19 protein-coding genes are annotated in these 15240 nt (G+C 64.6%); 10 read left to right on the forward strand and 9 right to left on the reverse strand.

Annotated elements, in window-relative coordinates; genetic code table 11:
- Positions 1-187: 187 nt before the first annotated feature.
- Together AO716_RS09610 and AO716_RS09615 are read right to left on the reverse strand one after the other, a co-directional pair.
- Positions 188-1207 (reverse strand): hypothetical protein, encoded by a 1020-nt coding sequence (locus tag AO716_RS09610; RefSeq protein WP_055240670.1) that lies wholly within the window; start codon positions 1205-1207, stop codon positions 188-190.
- Positions 1208-1209: 2 nt separating this feature from the next.
- Entirely contained in the window at positions 1210-2235 is a 1026-nt protein-coding gene (locus AO716_RS09615) for a DMT family transporter (RefSeq protein ID WP_235472049.1), read from the reverse strand.
- Positions 2236-2307: 72 nt separating this feature from the next.
- Between AO716_RS09615 and AO716_RS09620 the strand changes: the two genes are divergently transcribed.
- Genes AO716_RS09620 through AO716_RS09630 form a run of 3 tightly spaced genes read left to right on the forward strand, consistent with a single transcriptional unit; the run spans position 2308 to position 3988 of the window.
- The gene (locus tag AO716_RS09620) at positions 2308-3267 is read left to right on the forward strand and encodes a LysR family transcriptional regulator (RefSeq protein WP_082413467.1); all 960 of its coding nucleotides are present in this window, start codon (positions 2308-2310) and stop codon (positions 3265-3267) included.
- A gap of 32 nt (positions 3268-3299) precedes the next feature.
- Positions 3300-3782: a DUF2975 domain-containing protein gene (locus AO716_RS09625; protein WP_152969931.1), complete on the forward strand. Its 483-nt coding sequence runs from the start codon at positions 3300-3302 to the stop codon at positions 3780-3782.
- Complete coding sequence (locus tag AO716_RS09630; protein WP_055240672.1) at positions 3782-3988, forward strand: helix-turn-helix domain-containing protein; 207 nt, start codon at positions 3782-3784, stop codon at positions 3986-3988. The genes AO716_RS09625 and AO716_RS09630 overlap by 1 nt, the downstream gene beginning before the upstream one ends.
- A gap of 32 nt (positions 3989-4020) precedes the next feature.
- Here the strand turns inward: AO716_RS09630 and AO716_RS09635 are convergent, their stop codons facing one another.
- The 3 genes from AO716_RS09635 to AO716_RS17270 all read right to left on the reverse strand — a co-directional run bounded on the left by AO716_RS09635 (position 4021) and on the right by AO716_RS17270 (position 5672).
- Positions 4021-4686 (reverse strand): Type 1 glutamine amidotransferase-like domain-containing protein, encoded by a 666-nt coding sequence (locus AO716_RS09635; protein ID WP_055240673.1) that lies wholly within the window; start codon positions 4684-4686, stop codon positions 4021-4023.
- Positions 4687-4783: 97 nt separating this feature from the next.
- On the reverse strand, positions 4784-5383 hold the full coding sequence (locus AO716_RS09640; protein WP_152969932.1) for a hypothetical protein: 600 nt from the start codon (positions 5381-5383) through the stop codon (positions 4784-4786).
- An 82-nt stretch (positions 5384-5465) separates the two neighbouring features.
- Positions 5466-5672 carry a hypothetical protein gene (locus AO716_RS17270; protein ID WP_152969933.1) on the reverse strand — a complete coding sequence of 69 codons (207 nt, stop codon included), beginning with the start codon at positions 5670-5672 and terminating at the stop codon, positions 5466-5468.
- A 103-nt stretch (positions 5673-5775) separates the two neighbouring features.
- Here AO716_RS17270 and AO716_RS09645 point away from each other — a divergent pair, with 103 nt between their 5' ends.
- From AO716_RS09645 to AO716_RS09665, 5 genes are all read left to right on the forward strand, one after another.
- Entirely contained in the window at positions 5776-6276 is a 501-nt protein-coding gene (locus AO716_RS09645; RefSeq protein WP_055240675.1) for an ASCH domain-containing protein, read from the forward strand.
- Positions 6277-6392: 116 nt separating this feature from the next.
- Positions 6393-7223 (forward strand): class II glutamine amidotransferase, encoded by an 831-nt coding sequence (locus AO716_RS09650; protein WP_055240676.1) that lies wholly within the window; start codon positions 6393-6395, stop codon positions 7221-7223.
- Between the two features lie 190 nt (positions 7224-7413).
- Positions 7414-7860: a DUF2975 domain-containing protein gene (locus AO716_RS09655; protein WP_160317921.1), complete on the forward strand. Its 447-nt coding sequence runs from the start codon at positions 7414-7416 to the stop codon at positions 7858-7860.
- Positions 7860-8066, forward strand: a complete 207-nt coding sequence (locus AO716_RS09660; RefSeq protein ID WP_055240678.1) for a helix-turn-helix domain-containing protein — start codon at positions 7860-7862, stop codon at positions 8064-8066. Before AO716_RS09655 ends, AO716_RS09660 begins: the two co-directional genes overlap by 1 nt.
- Positions 8067-8198: 132 nt before the next feature.
- The gene (locus AO716_RS09665; protein ID WP_055240679.1) at positions 8199-9038 is read left to right on the forward strand and encodes a formate/nitrite transporter family protein; all 840 of its coding nucleotides are present in this window, start codon (positions 8199-8201) and stop codon (positions 9036-9038) included.
- A gap of 17 nt (positions 9039-9055) precedes the next feature.
- Here the strand turns inward: AO716_RS09665 and AO716_RS09670 are convergent, their stop codons facing one another.
- The gene (locus AO716_RS09670) at positions 9056-9835 is read right to left on the reverse strand and encodes a hypothetical protein (RefSeq protein WP_152969934.1); all 780 of its coding nucleotides are present in this window, start codon (positions 9833-9835) and stop codon (positions 9056-9058) included.
- A 34-nt stretch (positions 9836-9869) separates the two neighbouring features.
- Positions 9870-10889 (reverse strand): helix-turn-helix transcriptional regulator, encoded by a 1020-nt coding sequence (locus AO716_RS09675; RefSeq protein WP_082413469.1) that lies wholly within the window; start codon positions 10887-10889, stop codon positions 9870-9872.
- A 99-nt stretch (positions 10890-10988) separates the two neighbouring features.
- Between AO716_RS09675 and AO716_RS09680 the strand changes: the two genes are divergently transcribed.
- Positions 10989-11456, forward strand: coding sequence for a VOC family protein (locus tag AO716_RS09680; RefSeq protein WP_055240681.1), 468 nt, complete (start codon positions 10989-10991; stop codon positions 11454-11456).
- Here AO716_RS09680 and AO716_RS09685 read toward each other — a convergent pair.
- Positions 11444-13339 carry an AfsR/SARP family transcriptional regulator gene (locus tag AO716_RS09685; protein WP_055240682.1) on the reverse strand — a complete coding sequence of 632 codons (1896 nt, stop codon included), beginning with the start codon at positions 13337-13339 and terminating at the stop codon, positions 11444-11446. The genes AO716_RS09680 and AO716_RS09685 overlap by 13 nt on opposite strands.
- Before the next feature lie 131 nt (positions 13340-13470).
- On the opposite strand from AO716_RS09685, the gene AO716_RS09690 reads away from it, so the two are divergent.
- On the forward strand, positions 13471-14262 hold the full coding sequence (locus tag AO716_RS09690) for an SDR family NAD(P)-dependent oxidoreductase (protein ID WP_055240683.1): 792 nt from the start codon (positions 13471-13473) through the stop codon (positions 14260-14262).
- On the opposite strand, the gene AO716_RS17055 is transcribed toward AO716_RS09690, so the two are convergent.
- Entirely contained in the window at positions 14246-15160 is a 915-nt protein-coding gene (locus tag AO716_RS17055; RefSeq protein ID WP_082413470.1) for a pentapeptide repeat-containing protein, read from the reverse strand. The two genes, AO716_RS09690 and AO716_RS17055, sit on opposite strands and share 17 nt — an antisense overlap.
- Positions 15161-15240: the final 80 nt, after the last annotated feature.

The following is a 15240-nucleotide window of genomic DNA, read 5'->3' on the forward strand; positions in this document are numbered from 1 at the left end:
TGTACCTTCCGAACCGGGTTTCGTATGAAATCCTCCGACGGCGTCTCGACGGGACAGCTGAGCCGGTGACGGAAGCGGCTGCGCAGTCTCTGGCTCCGGTGCCGCCGGCTGACTAGGGTGGGCGCATGGCAGCACAACTCACCCGCCTGCTGACGGCGTCCACCGTGGTTCTGCTGAGTGTCGTCGCCTATAGGCGCCGGTACTCCGTCGCGTACACGTTCTGCGTGAGGGCAGCGAACAGCTCGGTGATGTAGATGGCGGTATCCGCATATTGTGCAATCAGGTCCGCACCGTTTCCAAGCGCGGCCCGGACAGGATCCAATGCCGGAGAAGTTGGGCCGGCGGACGCAGCGCGCAACAGGCCAAGCCGTGCTTCCCCGGAGATATAGCCGAGTTCGAATAACGTCCAGTGGAACAGGTGCATCAGGGCGGAATCACGGTCGAAGCCGTCATGGGTACGCATGCCCCATGCTTCCTCCGGCGTCAGTTCGAAATCCTGGTGCAGCGCCAGACCGAAGTCGGTGTAAAGCAGCCTGCCGTCCTGGACAAGGATGTTGCCGGGATGCACGTCAAAATGCTGAAATCCCTGACCGTTCATCCATGCAGTGGCTTCCAGGAGCTGGTCCACGATGCCGGGAAAAACCTCGGCCCCGAATCCCTCTTTCAAGCTTCGGCGGATCAAGTCGCCCAAGGTAACGGGCACGTACTCAAGGAAGAGCGCCATGGTCTTGCGTGCGGCCTTCATGGCGGAGAGTTTGCCCTGGACTTCAGGCCAGTGGGGTCCCCACTGGCGGGGAGGGGTATCGCCGTCGAACTCGCTGAGGTCTGCCTCGCTTTTTACATCCAGGACCCGCCAACCGAGCAGGAGCGGAAAGAAGTCCGCCAGACCCGATTGAACCCACTGGGTGGTGACCTGATGTGCTGCAAGTTCCCGCCCGACTGCGTTGGCAGGGGTTCCTATCCCGTAGTGGGAAACGAAGGGAAGCCGGAGACGGCTGGCGGTGGAGCATGGATCTGCTTCTTCAGCGCTTGTCAGCGGCAGCTGTTTGATGAAGATTGTGGTTTCGCCCAAGCGCGCAGTCTTCGTGGTTCCCCCAATGCCTATGCCCGCCTGCTCAGCATCATCGATAAGCGCACGCACACCGGCATCATCCAGCCCGGCGAGAGCCGAAGAGATGGCGTTGGCCTCGCGTACCCGTACCGTCATCCCTACACCCTAGGGGAGGGTGCATGAACTACTGGGCCCGACTGGCCAAACGATTCGCTGCCGCCCGCCCGCAGTCGATCTGCGGCGGTTCGGTGGCGAGCTTCCGCCCTCAAGCCCAGATACGTGCCGGCGATGATGAGGGCAGCGCCGACGAAGCCCAGCAGGGCAAGCGATTCCTGGCCGATGGTGATTCCAATGAGGACAGCCCAGATGGGTTCGGTTCCCATCAGGAGGCTCGCCCGGGATCCTGATGTTTGCTGGATGGCCCAGGTCTGGACGAGGAACGCGAAGACACTGCACACCAGTCCGAGGTAGAGCACGCCAATCCATTCAGCTGCGCCGAAGCCGTCCACGGCCCGGAGCACGCCCGGGTAATCGGCGGCGGTGTAGAGGAAAGCGCAGACCGCACCCTGGATCAGCGTCAGATTCAGGGCGCTAAAGCTGCGGCCCCGCGTAAGCGCGGACACCGCCGTGACATGAATGGAGCGCACGGCAGCTGCGGCAAGCATAAGCAGGTCCCCGGCTCCGGGGGCCGCAAATCCGTCTGCCGAGACGAGCAAACAGACCCCCACGACGGCGATGACACCGGCGACGAAAACCATCCGCGGCAGCTTCACCCGGAAGGCAATGCTCTCGGTAACGGGCGTGAACACAACGACCAGGCTGATGATCAGTCCGGCGTTCGTAGCGCTCGTGCCCGCAATTCCGTGGGTTTCAAGGATGAGCACGGCCGCTTGGGTTAAACCCAGTACGACGCCGGTGACCGCCTCCCGGCGCGACGTCCGGCGGCGGTTCCAAATCAGCCAGATCACTGCCAATGCCAGAGCGGTGATGAGGAACCGCAGGGACAGGATGACCGTCACGCCGACCGTGCCGGTGAGGGTTTTCGCCGCTAGATAGCTGCTGCCCCAGACCATTGCGACGAGGAGAAGCAGCAGATCCACTCTGCGTGCAGTGAGAAGCGCGGCAAGCCGGCGGCGCCGTTCGCGGGGCTCGGGCGGGGCTGGAGTCAGTATCGGGGAGGGCACTCCTTGAGTCTGATGAGGACGAATTCGTAAGACCAGAGGCCAAATCCTGAAGTAACGGTTTAGCCTGTGCTTATGGATCTTCATCAGCTGCGGCTGCTGCGGGAGCTTGGCGAGCGGGGAAGCCTCGCCGCCGTCGCCCGCGCATCCCACATCTCGGCGTCGGCGGTCTCCCAGCAGCTGACCGCACTGCAGCGTCGTGTGGAGGTTCCGCTGACCGAACGCCGGGGACGGAACCTCGTCCTGACGGAGGCCGGGCAGGCCCTGGCCCGGGCCGCCGTGGACATCAGCGTTGCCATGAGTTCCGCGGAGCAGGCCGTGAGCCGGTACCTGCAGGACCCCCGTGCGACAGTAAGCATTGCCGCATTCAGCAGCGCGGGCCTCGCCTGGTTCCGTCCGCTGCTGCAGGCAATGACGGGCGAGGGAAACCCCAAGCTGGTCTGCTCTGACCGGGATGTGGGGCAGGAAGCCTTCCCGGCGCTCGCTGCCGACTATGACCTGGTGATCGCGCACCGCCTGGAGCACAGCAAACCCTGGCCCGAATCGATCAGCGTTCGTCCGCTGATCCGGGAGCCGCTGGACGTCGCTATGTCCGGGAGGCACCGCCTCGCCCGGCAGCCCGACGTCAGTGTGGACGACCTCGCGGACGAAGAATGGGTGTCAGTCCAGGACGGTTTCCCGCTGATGCCGGCTCTGCAGGCCATCGCCGTTCACGCGGGACAGCCTCTGAATATCACGCATCAAATAAATGAATTCTTTATCGCTGCCGAAATTGTCGCCGCGGGTTCCGCCGTCGCGCTGATGCCGCGGCGCACTGCGTCCCCGCCGGAGGGCAGTGGCCTGGTCCTCAAGCCGATCCGCGGCCTTCCGCTGGCCCGGCACGTCGACGTGCTCTGCCGGCCCGAGGCGCTCCACCGGGCTGCGGTTCAGCAGGTCGTCACGGCGCTCCGGGAAATTGTGGTGCGCCCTGAACCCGGGAAAGGGCACACGCACAGCGCCATTCGCAGCGTAGGAAGTCCCGATCGTACCTATTGACTTGCGATCGATTGATAATCGATTATCCGGGCATGACCACTTCGACGCCGCATGCCGGTTCAGCCGTCATCACCCTGACGCGTGCAGCCCTGGGGCTGCTTTTTCTTGCGGTGATTGGCGGGCAGATCGCTGCAGTCTTCAGCGCCCAGGCGGTGGTGGACAGCTATCCCGAGTTCGCCGACCTGCAAGGCCCGCTGGTCACTGCAGCCATCGCTTTTGGGATGTGTGTGCAGACGGTTCTGGTCATCACCGGCATCCTCGCCGGACATACCCGGGACGGCCGGATCTTCGGGCCTCAGGCTCTTCGGCTGGTGGACGTCACGGCCGGGGTGCTGGTGACTGCCACGCTTCTGATTCTGGGCACCCTTTTCTTCATTCCGGGACCGCCCGCCCTCGGCCTGCTGATTCTGGGCTGCGCGCTGGTAGCTGCAACGATCACGCTGGTCCTGCTGGTGCTCCGAGCACTCCTGCACAGGGCGGCATTTATGCGGGTAGAGCTGGACGAGGTCATCTGATGCCCATTCGAGTGGCAATCGACCGGCTGCTGGACGAACGTGGATTATCCGTTGGGGAATTCGCGGACCGGGTTGGCATCACTCCCGCCAATGTGGCTGTCCTCAAAAACGGGCGGGCAAGAGCAGTTCGGTTCTCCACGCTGGACGCGATCTGCCGGGTGCTCGAATGCCAGCCGGGGGACATTCTGATTTGGGAAAAGGACTAAGCGCCGGACATATCTGCCGGAGCCGGCTGTTCTTATCCGCTTTCAAACTTCTTCCAGAGCCCTTCGGAAACTACTTCGACCGTGCCGTCCAGCACCTGGATGGCCGTCTGTTCGTCGATCGCATAGGACGGAACGCCCAGGTCAGCGGCCCACCGCTCGGCGTCGGCCGGGGTATTGGTCGGAAAAGCGTTGAGGTGCGGGAAGATCGAAAAGTCCACCACGCCCAGCGTGCGGTCGTTCGCCGCGGCCGGCCATTCCACGAAATAGTCGCCGATGCGCGGCGTCAGGACCATGCTTCCCGCGCTGACCCCAACCCACACGGTATCGGGCAGGGAGGGCAGCAGGTCGGCAAGCCCGGACGCGTGCATCCAATGGTTCAGGTAGGTGGCGTCGCCGCCGTCGACCAGCAGCACATCAGTCTTTCTTACCCAGCGGACCCAGCGCTCGACGCCGATGGATGGCAGGGCGGTGAGCTCGAGGACACCGAGCGACGCCCATCCCAGGCCTGTCAGGTGAGGAGAGCCCGGGCCGGCGGCAACCAGCCTGCCCACTGACGCCGGCCCGCACGCCGGGTGGCCCCACTGCGCCGTCGGTATCACCAGGACGTGGGACTCGGCGATGGACTTGCCGAGTAGGCTGACCAGCGCGGATTCAATGCTGGGGTTTGTCACGCCGCCGGACGTCAGCAGGAGTTTCATGATGCCCCCGGGTGTTCGTGCAGGAATGGATGTTTCCCATGGCTACACACCCGGCAGGGCCTTGTCTATGGTTCGTTCCGGTTACGGCAGGGCGGAATCAGAGGGGGCAGGACCGCGCCCAGTTCTGCAACGCGGCCGGATCTCCGGCCTGAGCCGGTGTGATCACGTTGGCCTCAAAGACTTCCGGGTCCACATGCCACGCCTGGACCGCCGGGAGCTGTGTGTATTTGGCCAGGTAGCCCATCCCCTGTTCCTGACCCTGGAAGTCATTGTTCTCCACGGACTGGAGATAGGAATCCGCCCATGCGCAGAGCCAGTAGTGAGCCACCATCGTGTCCTGGTTGCCGTCCATGATTGCAGGCATTTCCAGTGACGGGTTCTCTTCCGGGTTGGAGTAATCCACGGACTCGAACTTCCATTCAACGCCTGGCGGCAGCGGCTCCGTGAATTCCTGCGTAGCTTCGAGCAGGGCCTGGTCCATGCAATCCGGCTTGATGGTCTGCATGGTTCCACTGGGGTCCGACTGCAGGATCTCACCGCCGAGACACGGTCGGGGCTCCCACGGGGTTGGCGCTGGGTCGGCTTTCACTTCAGCTATCGCCTGCGCCTCGTTGACTTCCGCGTCCGTCGGTCCGCAGCCTGCGAGCAGAGCGCCTAGCAGCAGCGCCGCCGCGGCGCCCGCAATTCGTTTCCGCATGTGCTTTTATCCCCCGTTGGTCAGCTAGTTAGACATTAGACGGAGGCAGACGGCGTGAACAGGGCGGGCTATCAGCGGCACTTTAGGGATCGACGGCGTTTCCCGGCCACCGGGGCAAATTGGCGGCGACAGCAAAAACGACGACGCCTGCCAGCAAAACCAAAACCGCGATAAGCCGGCCGGTTCTGAATTCAGCAAACAGCCCTGGTATCAGCACGACGGCTATCGCACCAAACAGTCCCACGCCAGCAATGAACACGGCTTTGCGGTACTTCTGAGTTCTGTTCATCGGCCCACCCTACTGGTAGCCCGGATACGTGCTGCAGGCCTGACATCATGGCTTGGTGGAATCTGACCCGGTAAGCCCGATTGACCAGGACGCAGCAATCCGAATGTGGCAGGCATACAGCGCCGCGCACCCGGAAGCAGTAGCCGTGTCCCCGGAGTACACCGTTGAACACTTTGGGGATACACGGCGGCTGGCGGACGAACTCCTCACCCATGTGCTCAGCGGACGGAAACGCGCGACGTCGGAACTCGCCGCTGATTTCCTGGCCAGAGGAGACGCGGTCCCCCGGATCGGTTCCCACTGGATAGCGTGCGACGGGACGGGGACGCCGCGGCTCATCCTGCGCAGCATCGAGCTGCGGCTGGGGCCCTTCGGCACGGCGGACGAGGCCTTTGCACGGGACGAAGGCGAAGACGATCTGAGCCTGGCGAGCTGGCAGCGTGAACACCGCCGCTACTGGACACGGGTATCAGCAGCCCAGGGGCGTGAGTGGTCTGAAACTGACGAGATCGTTTTCGAACGGTTCACGGTTGTCTGGCCCCCTGCGCACGCAGACAAAGTGAGCACGGTGCACGGCAGCGGTCGCGTCCCCGGGAGCCCGTAGAACTTCCTCTTGTTCTGTGGTCGACTGAATTTGCGGCCCGGGCGTAAAGACGTTCGCGAAGCCCACCCCTCGGACCGCCGGTTTGGCAAACTCGGCCCGATCCGAAGGAGACGACCATGTGTCGTTGGCTAGCGTATTCAGGTTCCCCCGTCCGCTTGGATGACCTTCTCTATAAACCTGTGAACTCACTGGTCATGCAAAGCAAACACGCCCGCATGGGCGCGGAGACCACCAACGGGGACGGCTTTGGCATCGGCTGGTACGGCACGGAACCGACTCCCGGCCTGTTCCACAGCACGGAGCCCGCCTGGCATGACCGCAACCTGCGCGAGCTGGGACGGCAGGCATCGGCCAGCCGCGTCTTCGCGCACATCCGCGCCACAACAGGTACGGCCATCCAGCAGACAAACTGCCATCCGTTCCGGCACGGCAAATGGCTCTGGATGCATAACGGGGCGCTCGCGGACTTCCCGAAGGTCAAACGCGATATGGCCATGGCTGTCGAGCCGGGGCTGTATCCGGAGATCGAAGGATCAACGGACTCCGAGATGTTCTTCTACCTCGCACTGACCTTTGGGCTCGAGGAAGACCCCCGCACAGCGGTCGCCGAGGCCGTGGGATTCATCGAGGATGCAGGACGGCGCCGCGGCGTCGAGCATCCCGTCCAGATGACAGTCGCAACCACCGACGGCGACACCACCTGGGCGTTCCGCTACTCCAGCCAAGGCAAGTCGCGGTCCCTCTTCACCAGCAGGGACATAACGCCCCTTCAGGCCCTGTATCCGGAGAACGTGCTGCTGAATAAACTCTCGGACGACTCCCGGCTGGTGGTCTCCGAACCACTGGGCGATCTGCACGGGGCATGGCAGGAGGTGCCGGAATCCACGTGCGTCGTTGTCCACGGAGGCGAGCAGCAACAGTATTCGTTTGCGCCTGCGGCCCGGTGAAGTGATGCCCGACGGCGGTGTGAACCGGGGCGGGCGGCTGTCAGTCAGGTGCGCTCAGGGGAGGGCCTGCGTTCGGCACGATCCCGGATACCCGGCAGCATCCGCCCGCCGCGGATCTATTGACAATCAATCGATCGAATATCGATCATGAGGCATGGAAAAACTCCCGCAGAAAATTAGCCTCCAGATGGTGCTCGCGACACGTGCGGCACTTACTCTGCTCCTCCTTGCGACTGTCGCCGCGCAGATCGGCGTCGTGAGTACCGGTCGGTCGATGGCATCGGCCTATCCGGAGTTTGCCGATCTGGAAGCGCCGCTGGTTGGGGCGGCCATTCTGTTCGGAATCTGCGTTGAGGTGGTACTCGTCATTACAGCAATCCTGGTTGGCTACATTCGGGACGAACGTATTTTCGGCTCAACATCACGCAAGCTCATTGACATCATGGCGGCGGCTCTCGCTGCGGCAACTGCCATTGTGCTGGGAACCCTGTTCCTCATTCCCGGCCCCCCGGCGCTTGGCCTGCTGGTGATAGGCGGCGCGCTGGTTGGAGCGACACTGACCATGGTCCTGCTGGTGCTTCGTTCCCTGTTGCGCAAGACGGCGTTCATGCGGGCTGAGCTTGATGGAGTTGTCTGATGCCTATTCGCGTGGTGATCGACTCGCTCCTGGCTGAGCGCGGGCTCTCCGTGGGCGAATTTGCAGACCGGATAGGGATTACACCCGCAAACGTTGCTGTCCTGAAAAACGGGCGGGCAAGAGCTGTTCGATTCTCCACGCTTGACGCAATCTGCCGTGTCCTCGACTGCCAACCCGGAGAGATCCTGGTCTGGGAGGAGGACTGATTCCCCACTATGCCCGAGCCCCGAAGCCTGCACGGCGCGGGGTACTGTCAGCACCCACTCGCGGACGGCGCCGCTGAGCAGTTCTAATGGTCGGGACACGGAACGGTCAGCGCACGCACCGAAGGGAACGGCATGAGCGAAGAACGCCCCAGGGAAATCGGGGAATCTGAAGCTCCCGTCGAGGACGAGCTGCAGGAGTCCTTTGAGAACACCATTACCGAGGGGGCGGAGCGGCTGCACCGCACCTTCCGCAATGTTCTGGTGACCGGGGTTTTTGGCGGCCTTGAGGTGGGGCTGGGCGTCATGGCTTACCTCGCCGTGATGTACCAAACCGGAGATCATCTGCTGGCCGGAATTGCGTTCAGCGTGGGACTAATTGCCCTGTTCCTCGCACACAGCGAGCTCTTTACCGAGAATTTCCTGATGCCGATCGCCGCCGTGGTTGCCAAGGAGGCAAGCCTGCGGCAACTCGGTAAACTCTGGGGCGGGACGCTTCTGGGCAACCTTGCCGGCGGCTGGGTCATTATGTGGTTCGTCATGCAGGCCTTTCCGCAGTGGGAGGACACCATTGCCGAATCTGCACGGCACTTCACCGACGCACCGTTCTCCCTTCAGACCGTTGCGCTCGCGGTCCTGGGCGGAAGCACCATCACGCTGATGAGCCGCATGCAGCAGGGTACGTCCTCCGACCCGGCCAAGATCGTAGCCACAGTGATCGGGGGATTTCTTCTCGCCGGGCTCCAAATGTTCCATTCAATCCTGGATTCCCTGCTGGTCTTCGGCGCCATTCAGTCCGGTGCCGGCATTACCTACCTGGAGTGGCTGACCTGGTTTAGCTATACGCTGCTCTTCAACGTGCTTGGGGGACTGGTGCTGGTTACGGCCCTCCGACTGGTCCGGAGCAAGGAACTGCTGAAGGAACGCCGTGCAGGAGCTCCCGCAGACCCGGATGCCTCCCGCCGGAACGGCTAGGCCAGTGGCGAGCCAGCCTACGGTTCCTCAGTGCCGGGCCGGACGCCTGACCACGACGCCGTGCCACCGGAACCGGGGAAAACGGCTTGTTTCATGGCACTGTCTCCGGCGACCGCCGTGGAGACGTAGTAAAGCGAAAGATCAGGCACATCCGGGTTGTAGGGCCCGTACAGGCCCGGCGCGAGCGCCACGAGCCGGCCGTCCATAAGACTGCCGCTGAACCAGGCTGCGACGCGGTAGTCCACCGACGAGGCATTCACGACCATTGGGTAACCCGGGTACGCGGCACTGGCGCCCTCGGCGGCCGGCTTTGCCAGGCCGACCTCGTAGCGGGCACAGACAGAGAGGATGTCCCCGATGGTGTCCGTCCAAGCGAAGGGGTCGAAGGTTACGGCAGCCCCGGTCGAGGGTTCGGCCAGCGCGAGAACGCCCCCCATCGCCTGGGTCAGCTCTGCCAGCTGTGGTTCCAATACGGGCGGCGCATCCGCCGCGAGGCCCCGGAGCGTTTCGTCGACGGAACCGGCGGCATCCGGCGATCCAACAAAACCGAAGGTCCCGTCCTCGATCCGCATGAGGGAAATCGCCTGGTAGAGAGGCCCCTTGCCGTCGGCCCCGAGCAGTTCGGAGCAGATTTGCTCTTCTGTTGCCTCGGTCGCCGCTTCGTCAGCTTCAGCGGGCTGCTCGGCGGACGACGACTCAGACGGTGATGCGGTCTGTGGAGAAGCCGCGGACCCGGCATTCGTGCACCCGGTCAGGAGCAGCAGAGCAAGGACAGGGACGGCAGCGGTTTTTCTCATGGTTCCCCCGGGGATCGCAGACAGTTGGATCATCCTAGCTGTCCGGCGGCCGGAGTTCTGCCGGACCGCGGGGAGCACGCCCGGCGTGTGAGGTGCGGGAAGTTCCCGGGCGGGGGCGGGCAGCGCTGATTCGGTCCGCGAAGCCGGAGAGGGAATCAATCAACGCCTCAGGGCCCAGTACAGAGAAAGGAGCGTCGAAGCGCAGGACCCAGGACATCAGCCCTGCCCAGGACCACGACCCGGCCCGCACCCGGCAGGCGCTCTCCGAGACCGGCTCGAGTTCACCGTCTCCCAGCCACGGTGCAACGGAGGCTGCGGGCAGCTCGAGGAGGAATTCGCCGTAACACGGCCACACGGCGTCGGACTCCGATCCCTTTCGCCGGGCGGCCAGGAACGCTGCCGCGTTCCCGCCCGGAAGAGGGCGCCGGGTGAAGGTGCCGCCGGCAGGGAACCTCGGCGTCAGCCGGTCCAGCCGAAAAATGCGCCAGTCCGTTTTGTCCAGGTCCCAGGCCACCAAGTACCAGCGGCCATTACGGGCGACGACGGCGTGCGGCTCCGCACGGCGGGCCGGGCCCGAGGTGTTCCCGCCGTAGTCGAAGCGGACAATCCGCCGGTCCCGAACTGCGGTGCTGAGAGCTTCGAGAACGCTCGGATCCACCTGTACAGGGGATCCGGCGTCGGTAAAGCGGATGGCATCGATCCGGTGCCGCAGCCGTGAGGGCATCACCTGCCGCACTGTGGTTAGTGCGCGGTTAGCGGCGTCCCCCGTATCCACGCCGCTGGAGGGCGCGGTCTGCAGTGCGACGGCGATTGCCACCGCCTGCTCGTCATCGAACAGGAGGGGCGGCAGGTCTGCCCCGGCAGCCAGCCGGTAGCCGCCGTCCGGGCCTTTGACCGCAGTGATGGAGTAGCCGAGCCCGCGGAGCCGGTCCACGTCGCGGCGGACCGTCCGCGGGGCCACGTCAAGGCGCTCGGCCAGCACCTTCCCCGGCCAGTCCCGCCGGGACTGCAGCAGTGAAAGCAGTGCGAGCATGCGTGCTGAGGTCCCGGACATTCTTCGAGTATGCCTGCAGAAGAGGACACATCCTGTCCGCTACCAGGTCCAGGCTGGTTTCAACGGCACAAACCGTGCCGAAACGAGAGGACAGATTCGATGAGCATCACCACCACTACCCACCTGAACTTCCGCGGCACAGCCGGCCCGGCCCTGGAGTTCTACCAGTCGGTGTTCGGCGGCATCCTCACCCGTGCCACCTACGGCGACTTCGGTATGCCAAAGGAGGTTCCGGGCGCGGACAAGATCGTCTTCGGACAGCTGGAAACCGGGAACGGCTTCCGCGTTATGGCCTACGACATCCCCGGCAAGGACAGCACCGACGTCACCGAGACCGCCGGAACCACCCGGCGCGAAAACGGCACCACGGTCACCGACCGCACGTTTTTTCAGTCCCTGCGCGGCCAGAGCCTGGCGGAGGTCACCCCGCTCTGGGACGGACTGGCCGACGGCGCGGACATCATCGAGCCCTTTGCCGCCTCTGCGTGGAGCCCCGGGTTCGGCATGCTGACCGACCGCTTCGGCGTCACCTGGGTGATCGACGTCGAGGCCCCCTACAACGGCTGATCCACATCCCCCGTGAGCTGTCGCAGAGCATCAATCAGCCGTTGGACCGGGCCCACGTCCACGGCACCGCTGCCGGCAGCACGTTCACCGGCGGCCGGCAGCAGGGCGCGAGACGCCCGGCGGCCGGCGGGCCGGTGACGGCTTTCAACCGCAGCAAGCCCGGTAAGGAACCACAGCACTTCCAGCAGCAGATCACGCGGCGGGTCGGGAAGGGTGTCCAAGGCGGAACGTGCTTCCTCCCGGAGCCCCGCCCGGACCAGCAGCAGCGGACGCACCCACTGCTCGTACGGCCCGAAGCCGCCGTCGGGCAGATCCGTGCCACTCCGGACGGCACGGGTCAGCTCGGCCAAAGCCGGAAGGCCAGTGTGGAAGCCCGGCATCTCCGTCCCGTCAGGCGGCGGCGGACCGTCCGTGAAGGTCCACCGGAACCAGCCGGTAAAGACTGTGGCCAAAGAGCGGTCGAACCGGGCCGCGAGGCCGTCGATCCGGTCAGCTTCCCGAGACGCAGCGGCGACATCGTCGAGGGCACACAGTGCCTGCATCCGGAGCAGTCGTCCCTGAATTTCGAAGGTTGGCAGCTCCGCCTCCAATGCGACGGCGACGATCTCAGCTCCAAGCGCTTCGCGTGCGGACGCCAGCCCGGCAGTCTCAAAGCTCTGCTGGTACCGGGCGCTGAGGGCAAAACACATCAGGGACGGATCATTCAAATCCCGGGCGATCTGTTCAGCCTCGCGGGCTTCGGCCATCCGGGATGCGGTCCCGCGCGATTCCATCGCCACCGTGGCCAGCAGCCGCGCCCGTACCCGGGCCGAGGTTCCGGGCGGCAGGACGTTCAGCGTCCGTACCGCAGCGTCCACAATCGCGGCCGACTGAACCGGATCATCCGACCGGGTCCAGCTCCCCGGTACCTCGAAGCCGCCGATCACCCGGGCTGCCAGCTCCGGATCACCGAACTGCTCCGCGGCGGTGATGGCAGCCAGGCGCTGCTCCGCTGCCAGCCGGACCGAGCCTGACACCGCCAGCACCGGAAGCAGGCATGCCACTCCTTCAAGCTGCGCCCGTTTCCCGGTTTGTCCCGCGGCCGCGACAGCCTGCCACAGGAGCGAGCTGCCGCCGTCGGGCACCAAATCCAGCGAAGGATCCTGGCGCAGAATCCGCTGTTCAAGGTCAGCCAGCCGGTGTCCGGGATCCAGTCCCAGGTCATGCCGCAGGGTGGAGCGGGCGTTGGCCAGGAGAGCCAGCGCGTCGCCCTGCCGGGCACAACGGTAAAGCGCCAGGGCAAGCAGCCGCCAGCCTTCCTCACGCCAGGGATGTTCGCTGACGTGACCATCGAGCAGCGTGAGGACATCCCCGGGGCGGCCCAGGCCCAGCCGGGTTTCCGCGAGTTGCTCAACTGTAGAGGCGCGGAGTTCAGCGGTCCTTGCCCGCTCCGCCCTGGCCCAGCGGCGGGTGCTGAATTCCTGGAACGCGGCACCGCGCCACTCATCCAGAGCCGAAGCCAGCAACTCCTTCCGGGCCGCCAAATCCAGCCCGGCAGCGGCCTGGACTGCATGCTCCGCACGCCAAAGGTCGACGTCGGCCATTTGCGGCGCGAGGGCATACCCGCCGGCGGTAGTCAGCAGAACTGCAGGGGGAGTGCGCGCAGGGCGGTCCGGTTCGAGGATGCGGCGCAGCTCTCCGATGAAGGTACGGACGGCGCCCACCGCACCGGGCGGGGCATCCTCCCACAACTCCTCGATGAGGTACTGGGTGGAAACGGACCTGCCGCGGGCCGCCGCCAGGATCCCCAGGACCTCGCGCTGGCGCGGCTTCGAGAGCCGGAGCGGGGTGTGCTCGATCTCCGCGCAGATTGGTCCAAGGACGCGGATTCGAAGCTTGCTCACCCGCTGATTCTAGTTCGCGTGCTCCCGCTGATCCGGCGCTGATTCAGCCGTGCGAACCTCACCCTAGGGCCGCAGAGGACGAACCGGCGGCCGCATACTCCGCGCTTTGCCAGCGCCAGGAAGGGATAACGATGGATCTGCAGCTTAGAGACAAAACGGCGTTCATCAGCGGTTCCACGCAGGGAATCGGCTACGCCATTGCCAAGACACTGGCCGGTGAGGGAGCGCGCGTGACGCTCAACGGCCGCGACCAGGGGAAAGTCACAGCCGCGGTCGAGGCACTGCGGCGGGAGATCCCGGGTGCATCGGTGGACGGACTCGCCGCCGACTTTTCCGATCCGATCCAGGTGGAGCGGCTCTGCACGGAACTCTCCGACACCGACATCCTGATCAACAACGTGGGCCTGTTCGACCTCAAACCGTTCGCGGACATTTCCGCCGACGAATGGCGGCGCTATTTCGAGGTGAATACCCTGAGCGGCGCACTGCTGTCCCGACGTCTGCTGCCGGGCATGCTGGAGCGCGGATGGGGCCGCATCGTCTTCATCGGCAGCGAATCGGGAGTGAACGTACCGGCTGACATGATCCATTACGGCGCGTCCAAAGCCGCGATGCTGGCCTTGGGAAACGGCCTGGCGAAGCTCACCAAGGGAACCGGCGTAACGGTGAACTCGGTCCTGGGCGGACCCACCTATTCCGACGGCGTTGCCGGCACAGTCGAAGCGCTCGCCGCCCAGACCGGGCTAGCGGCCGCGGAAATGAAACAGGCGATCATCGGGACGAACCAGACCACCCTGCTTCAGCGGTTCATCGAGCCCGAAGAGATCGCAGCCATGGTGACATTCTTGGCCAGCCCGCTGGCCTCCGCGACGAACGGGTCTGCGGTGCGGGTCGACGGCGGTGTGCTCACGGCGATGCTTTAGCTCGGGAAAGCGGGACGCAGCCCGGGTCCCTGCGGCTGAGCCAATGGGACGGGCGGACAAGTTCGACGGGCAGGAGCGTCTGGGCATTACCGCTGGCGGAGTTCAGCTGCGCCTGCGTCAGGTAGAGGGTTTGAGAGAGATCGGCCCCTTCGAGGCGCGCATCTCTGAAGTCAGCTCCGAGGACGTCCGTGCCCGAAAGGTTGCAGCCTCTAAGATCGGCGGCAATCAAATACGCCCCGCGCAAATCCGCTCCGCACAGCGACGCCCCTTTCATTTGCATGCCCATGAGGTCTGCTCCCGGGACAAGAGTGCCGTCCAGGTGATCGTCGCCGGTCGCGAGGTATGCGGAGCGGACTTCCTCACTGACTTCCATCAGCACAGCCCGGACCCGGGCGTGCATATCGCTAAGGTCGACGGAAAGTACCCCGCGCGCATCCGCCGTCACCTCCTCAATTTCCATCCTGATGCTGTCGACCACGTGCGCCGTGTCCGGGTCGAAGGTTCTGCTGGACGCTTCCGTGAGGTACCAGAGCATTTCATGAAGCTGCCGGACAACTTTGAACGCCGCGAACATGTGTTTGGCTGTTTCCGGCTTGGCTTTCCAACTGATTCCGTGGAAGAGGTCTTGGGCTACATATTGGCCGGCACCGAAGCAGTCGAAGGTGATGCATCCACGAAAGCCCCGCGGAGTCAGGCTGTCATGGATGGTGCATGAGAAGTCGGGACCAAGGTTCCGGCAAGGAGTTCCTGCGGGTTTGTCGATAGCGAAATCCGCGGTGCGGGAAAAACCCAGTGCGGTACAGCAGAGCGCGAAACAGTTGCCGCAATCAGGGCGCAGTGATTCCCGGTCAGTGGCAGGTGAGAAAGGCGTGGTGGGGTCGTTCGATGTGACGGGCATGTGGTCTTCTCTGGATGGGTTCGGTGAGGGTCCGGGTGCCAGGGGAACTCATGGAGGAGCTCCCCTGGAGGGCGCACAGA

Source organism: Arthrobacter sp. Edens01 (genome assembly GCF_001307035.1).
Taxonomy (GTDB): Bacteria; Actinomycetota; Actinomycetes; order Actinomycetales; family Micrococcaceae; genus Arthrobacter_B.

Excerpts from the sequence above, each read along its gene's own strand:
- AO716_RS09610 (WP_055240670.1), bottom strand. The coding sequence starts at position 1,207 with ATGACGGTACGGGTACGCGAGGCCAACGCCATCTCTTCGGCTCTCGCC.
- AO716_RS09620 (WP_082413467.1), top strand. The coding sequence starts at position 2,308 with ATGGATCTTCATCAGCTGCGGCTGCTGCGGGAGCTTGGCGAGCGGGGA.
- AO716_RS09625 (WP_152969931.1), top strand. The coding sequence starts at position 3,300 with ATGACCACTTCGACGCCGCATGCCGGTTCAGCCGTCATCACCCTGACG.
- AO716_RS09630 (WP_055240672.1), top strand. The coding sequence starts at position 3,782 with ATGCCCATTCGAGTGGCAATCGACCGGCTGCTGGACGAACGTGGATTA.
- AO716_RS09635 (WP_055240673.1), bottom strand. The coding sequence starts at position 4,686 with ATGAAACTCCTGCTGACGTCCGGCGGCGTGACAAACCCCAGCATTGAA.
- AO716_RS09640 (WP_152969932.1), bottom strand. The coding sequence starts at position 5,383 with ATGCGGAAACGAATTGCGGGCGCCGCGGCGGCGCTGCTGCTAGGCGCT.
- AO716_RS17270 (WP_152969933.1), bottom strand. The coding sequence starts at position 5,672 with ATGAACAGAACTCAGAAGTACCGCAAAGCCGTGTTCATTGCTGGCGTG.
- AO716_RS09645 (WP_055240675.1), top strand. The coding sequence starts at position 5,776 with ATGTGGCAGGCATACAGCGCCGCGCACCCGGAAGCAGTAGCCGTGTCC.
- AO716_RS09650 (WP_055240676.1), top strand. The coding sequence starts at position 6,393 with ATGTGTCGTTGGCTAGCGTATTCAGGTTCCCCCGTCCGCTTGGATGAC.
- AO716_RS09660 (WP_055240678.1), top strand. The coding sequence starts at position 7,860 with ATGCCTATTCGCGTGGTGATCGACTCGCTCCTGGCTGAGCGCGGGCTC.
- AO716_RS09665 (WP_055240679.1), top strand. The coding sequence starts at position 8,199 with ATGAGCGAAGAACGCCCCAGGGAAATCGGGGAATCTGAAGCTCCCGTC.
- AO716_RS09670 (WP_152969934.1), bottom strand. The coding sequence starts at position 9,835 with ATGAGAAAAACCGCTGCCGTCCCTGTCCTTGCTCTGCTGCTCCTGACC.
- AO716_RS09675 (WP_082413469.1), bottom strand. The coding sequence starts at position 10,889 with ATGTCCGGGACCTCAGCACGCATGCTCGCACTGCTTTCACTGCTGCAG.
- AO716_RS09680 (WP_055240681.1), top strand. The coding sequence starts at position 10,989 with ATGAGCATCACCACCACTACCCACCTGAACTTCCGCGGCACAGCCGGC.
- AO716_RS09690 (WP_055240683.1), top strand. The coding sequence starts at position 13,471 with ATGGATCTGCAGCTTAGAGACAAAACGGCGTTCATCAGCGGTTCCACG.
- AO716_RS17055 (WP_082413470.1), bottom strand. The coding sequence starts at position 15,160 with ATGCCCGTCACATCGAACGACCCCACCACGCCTTTCTCACCTGCCACT.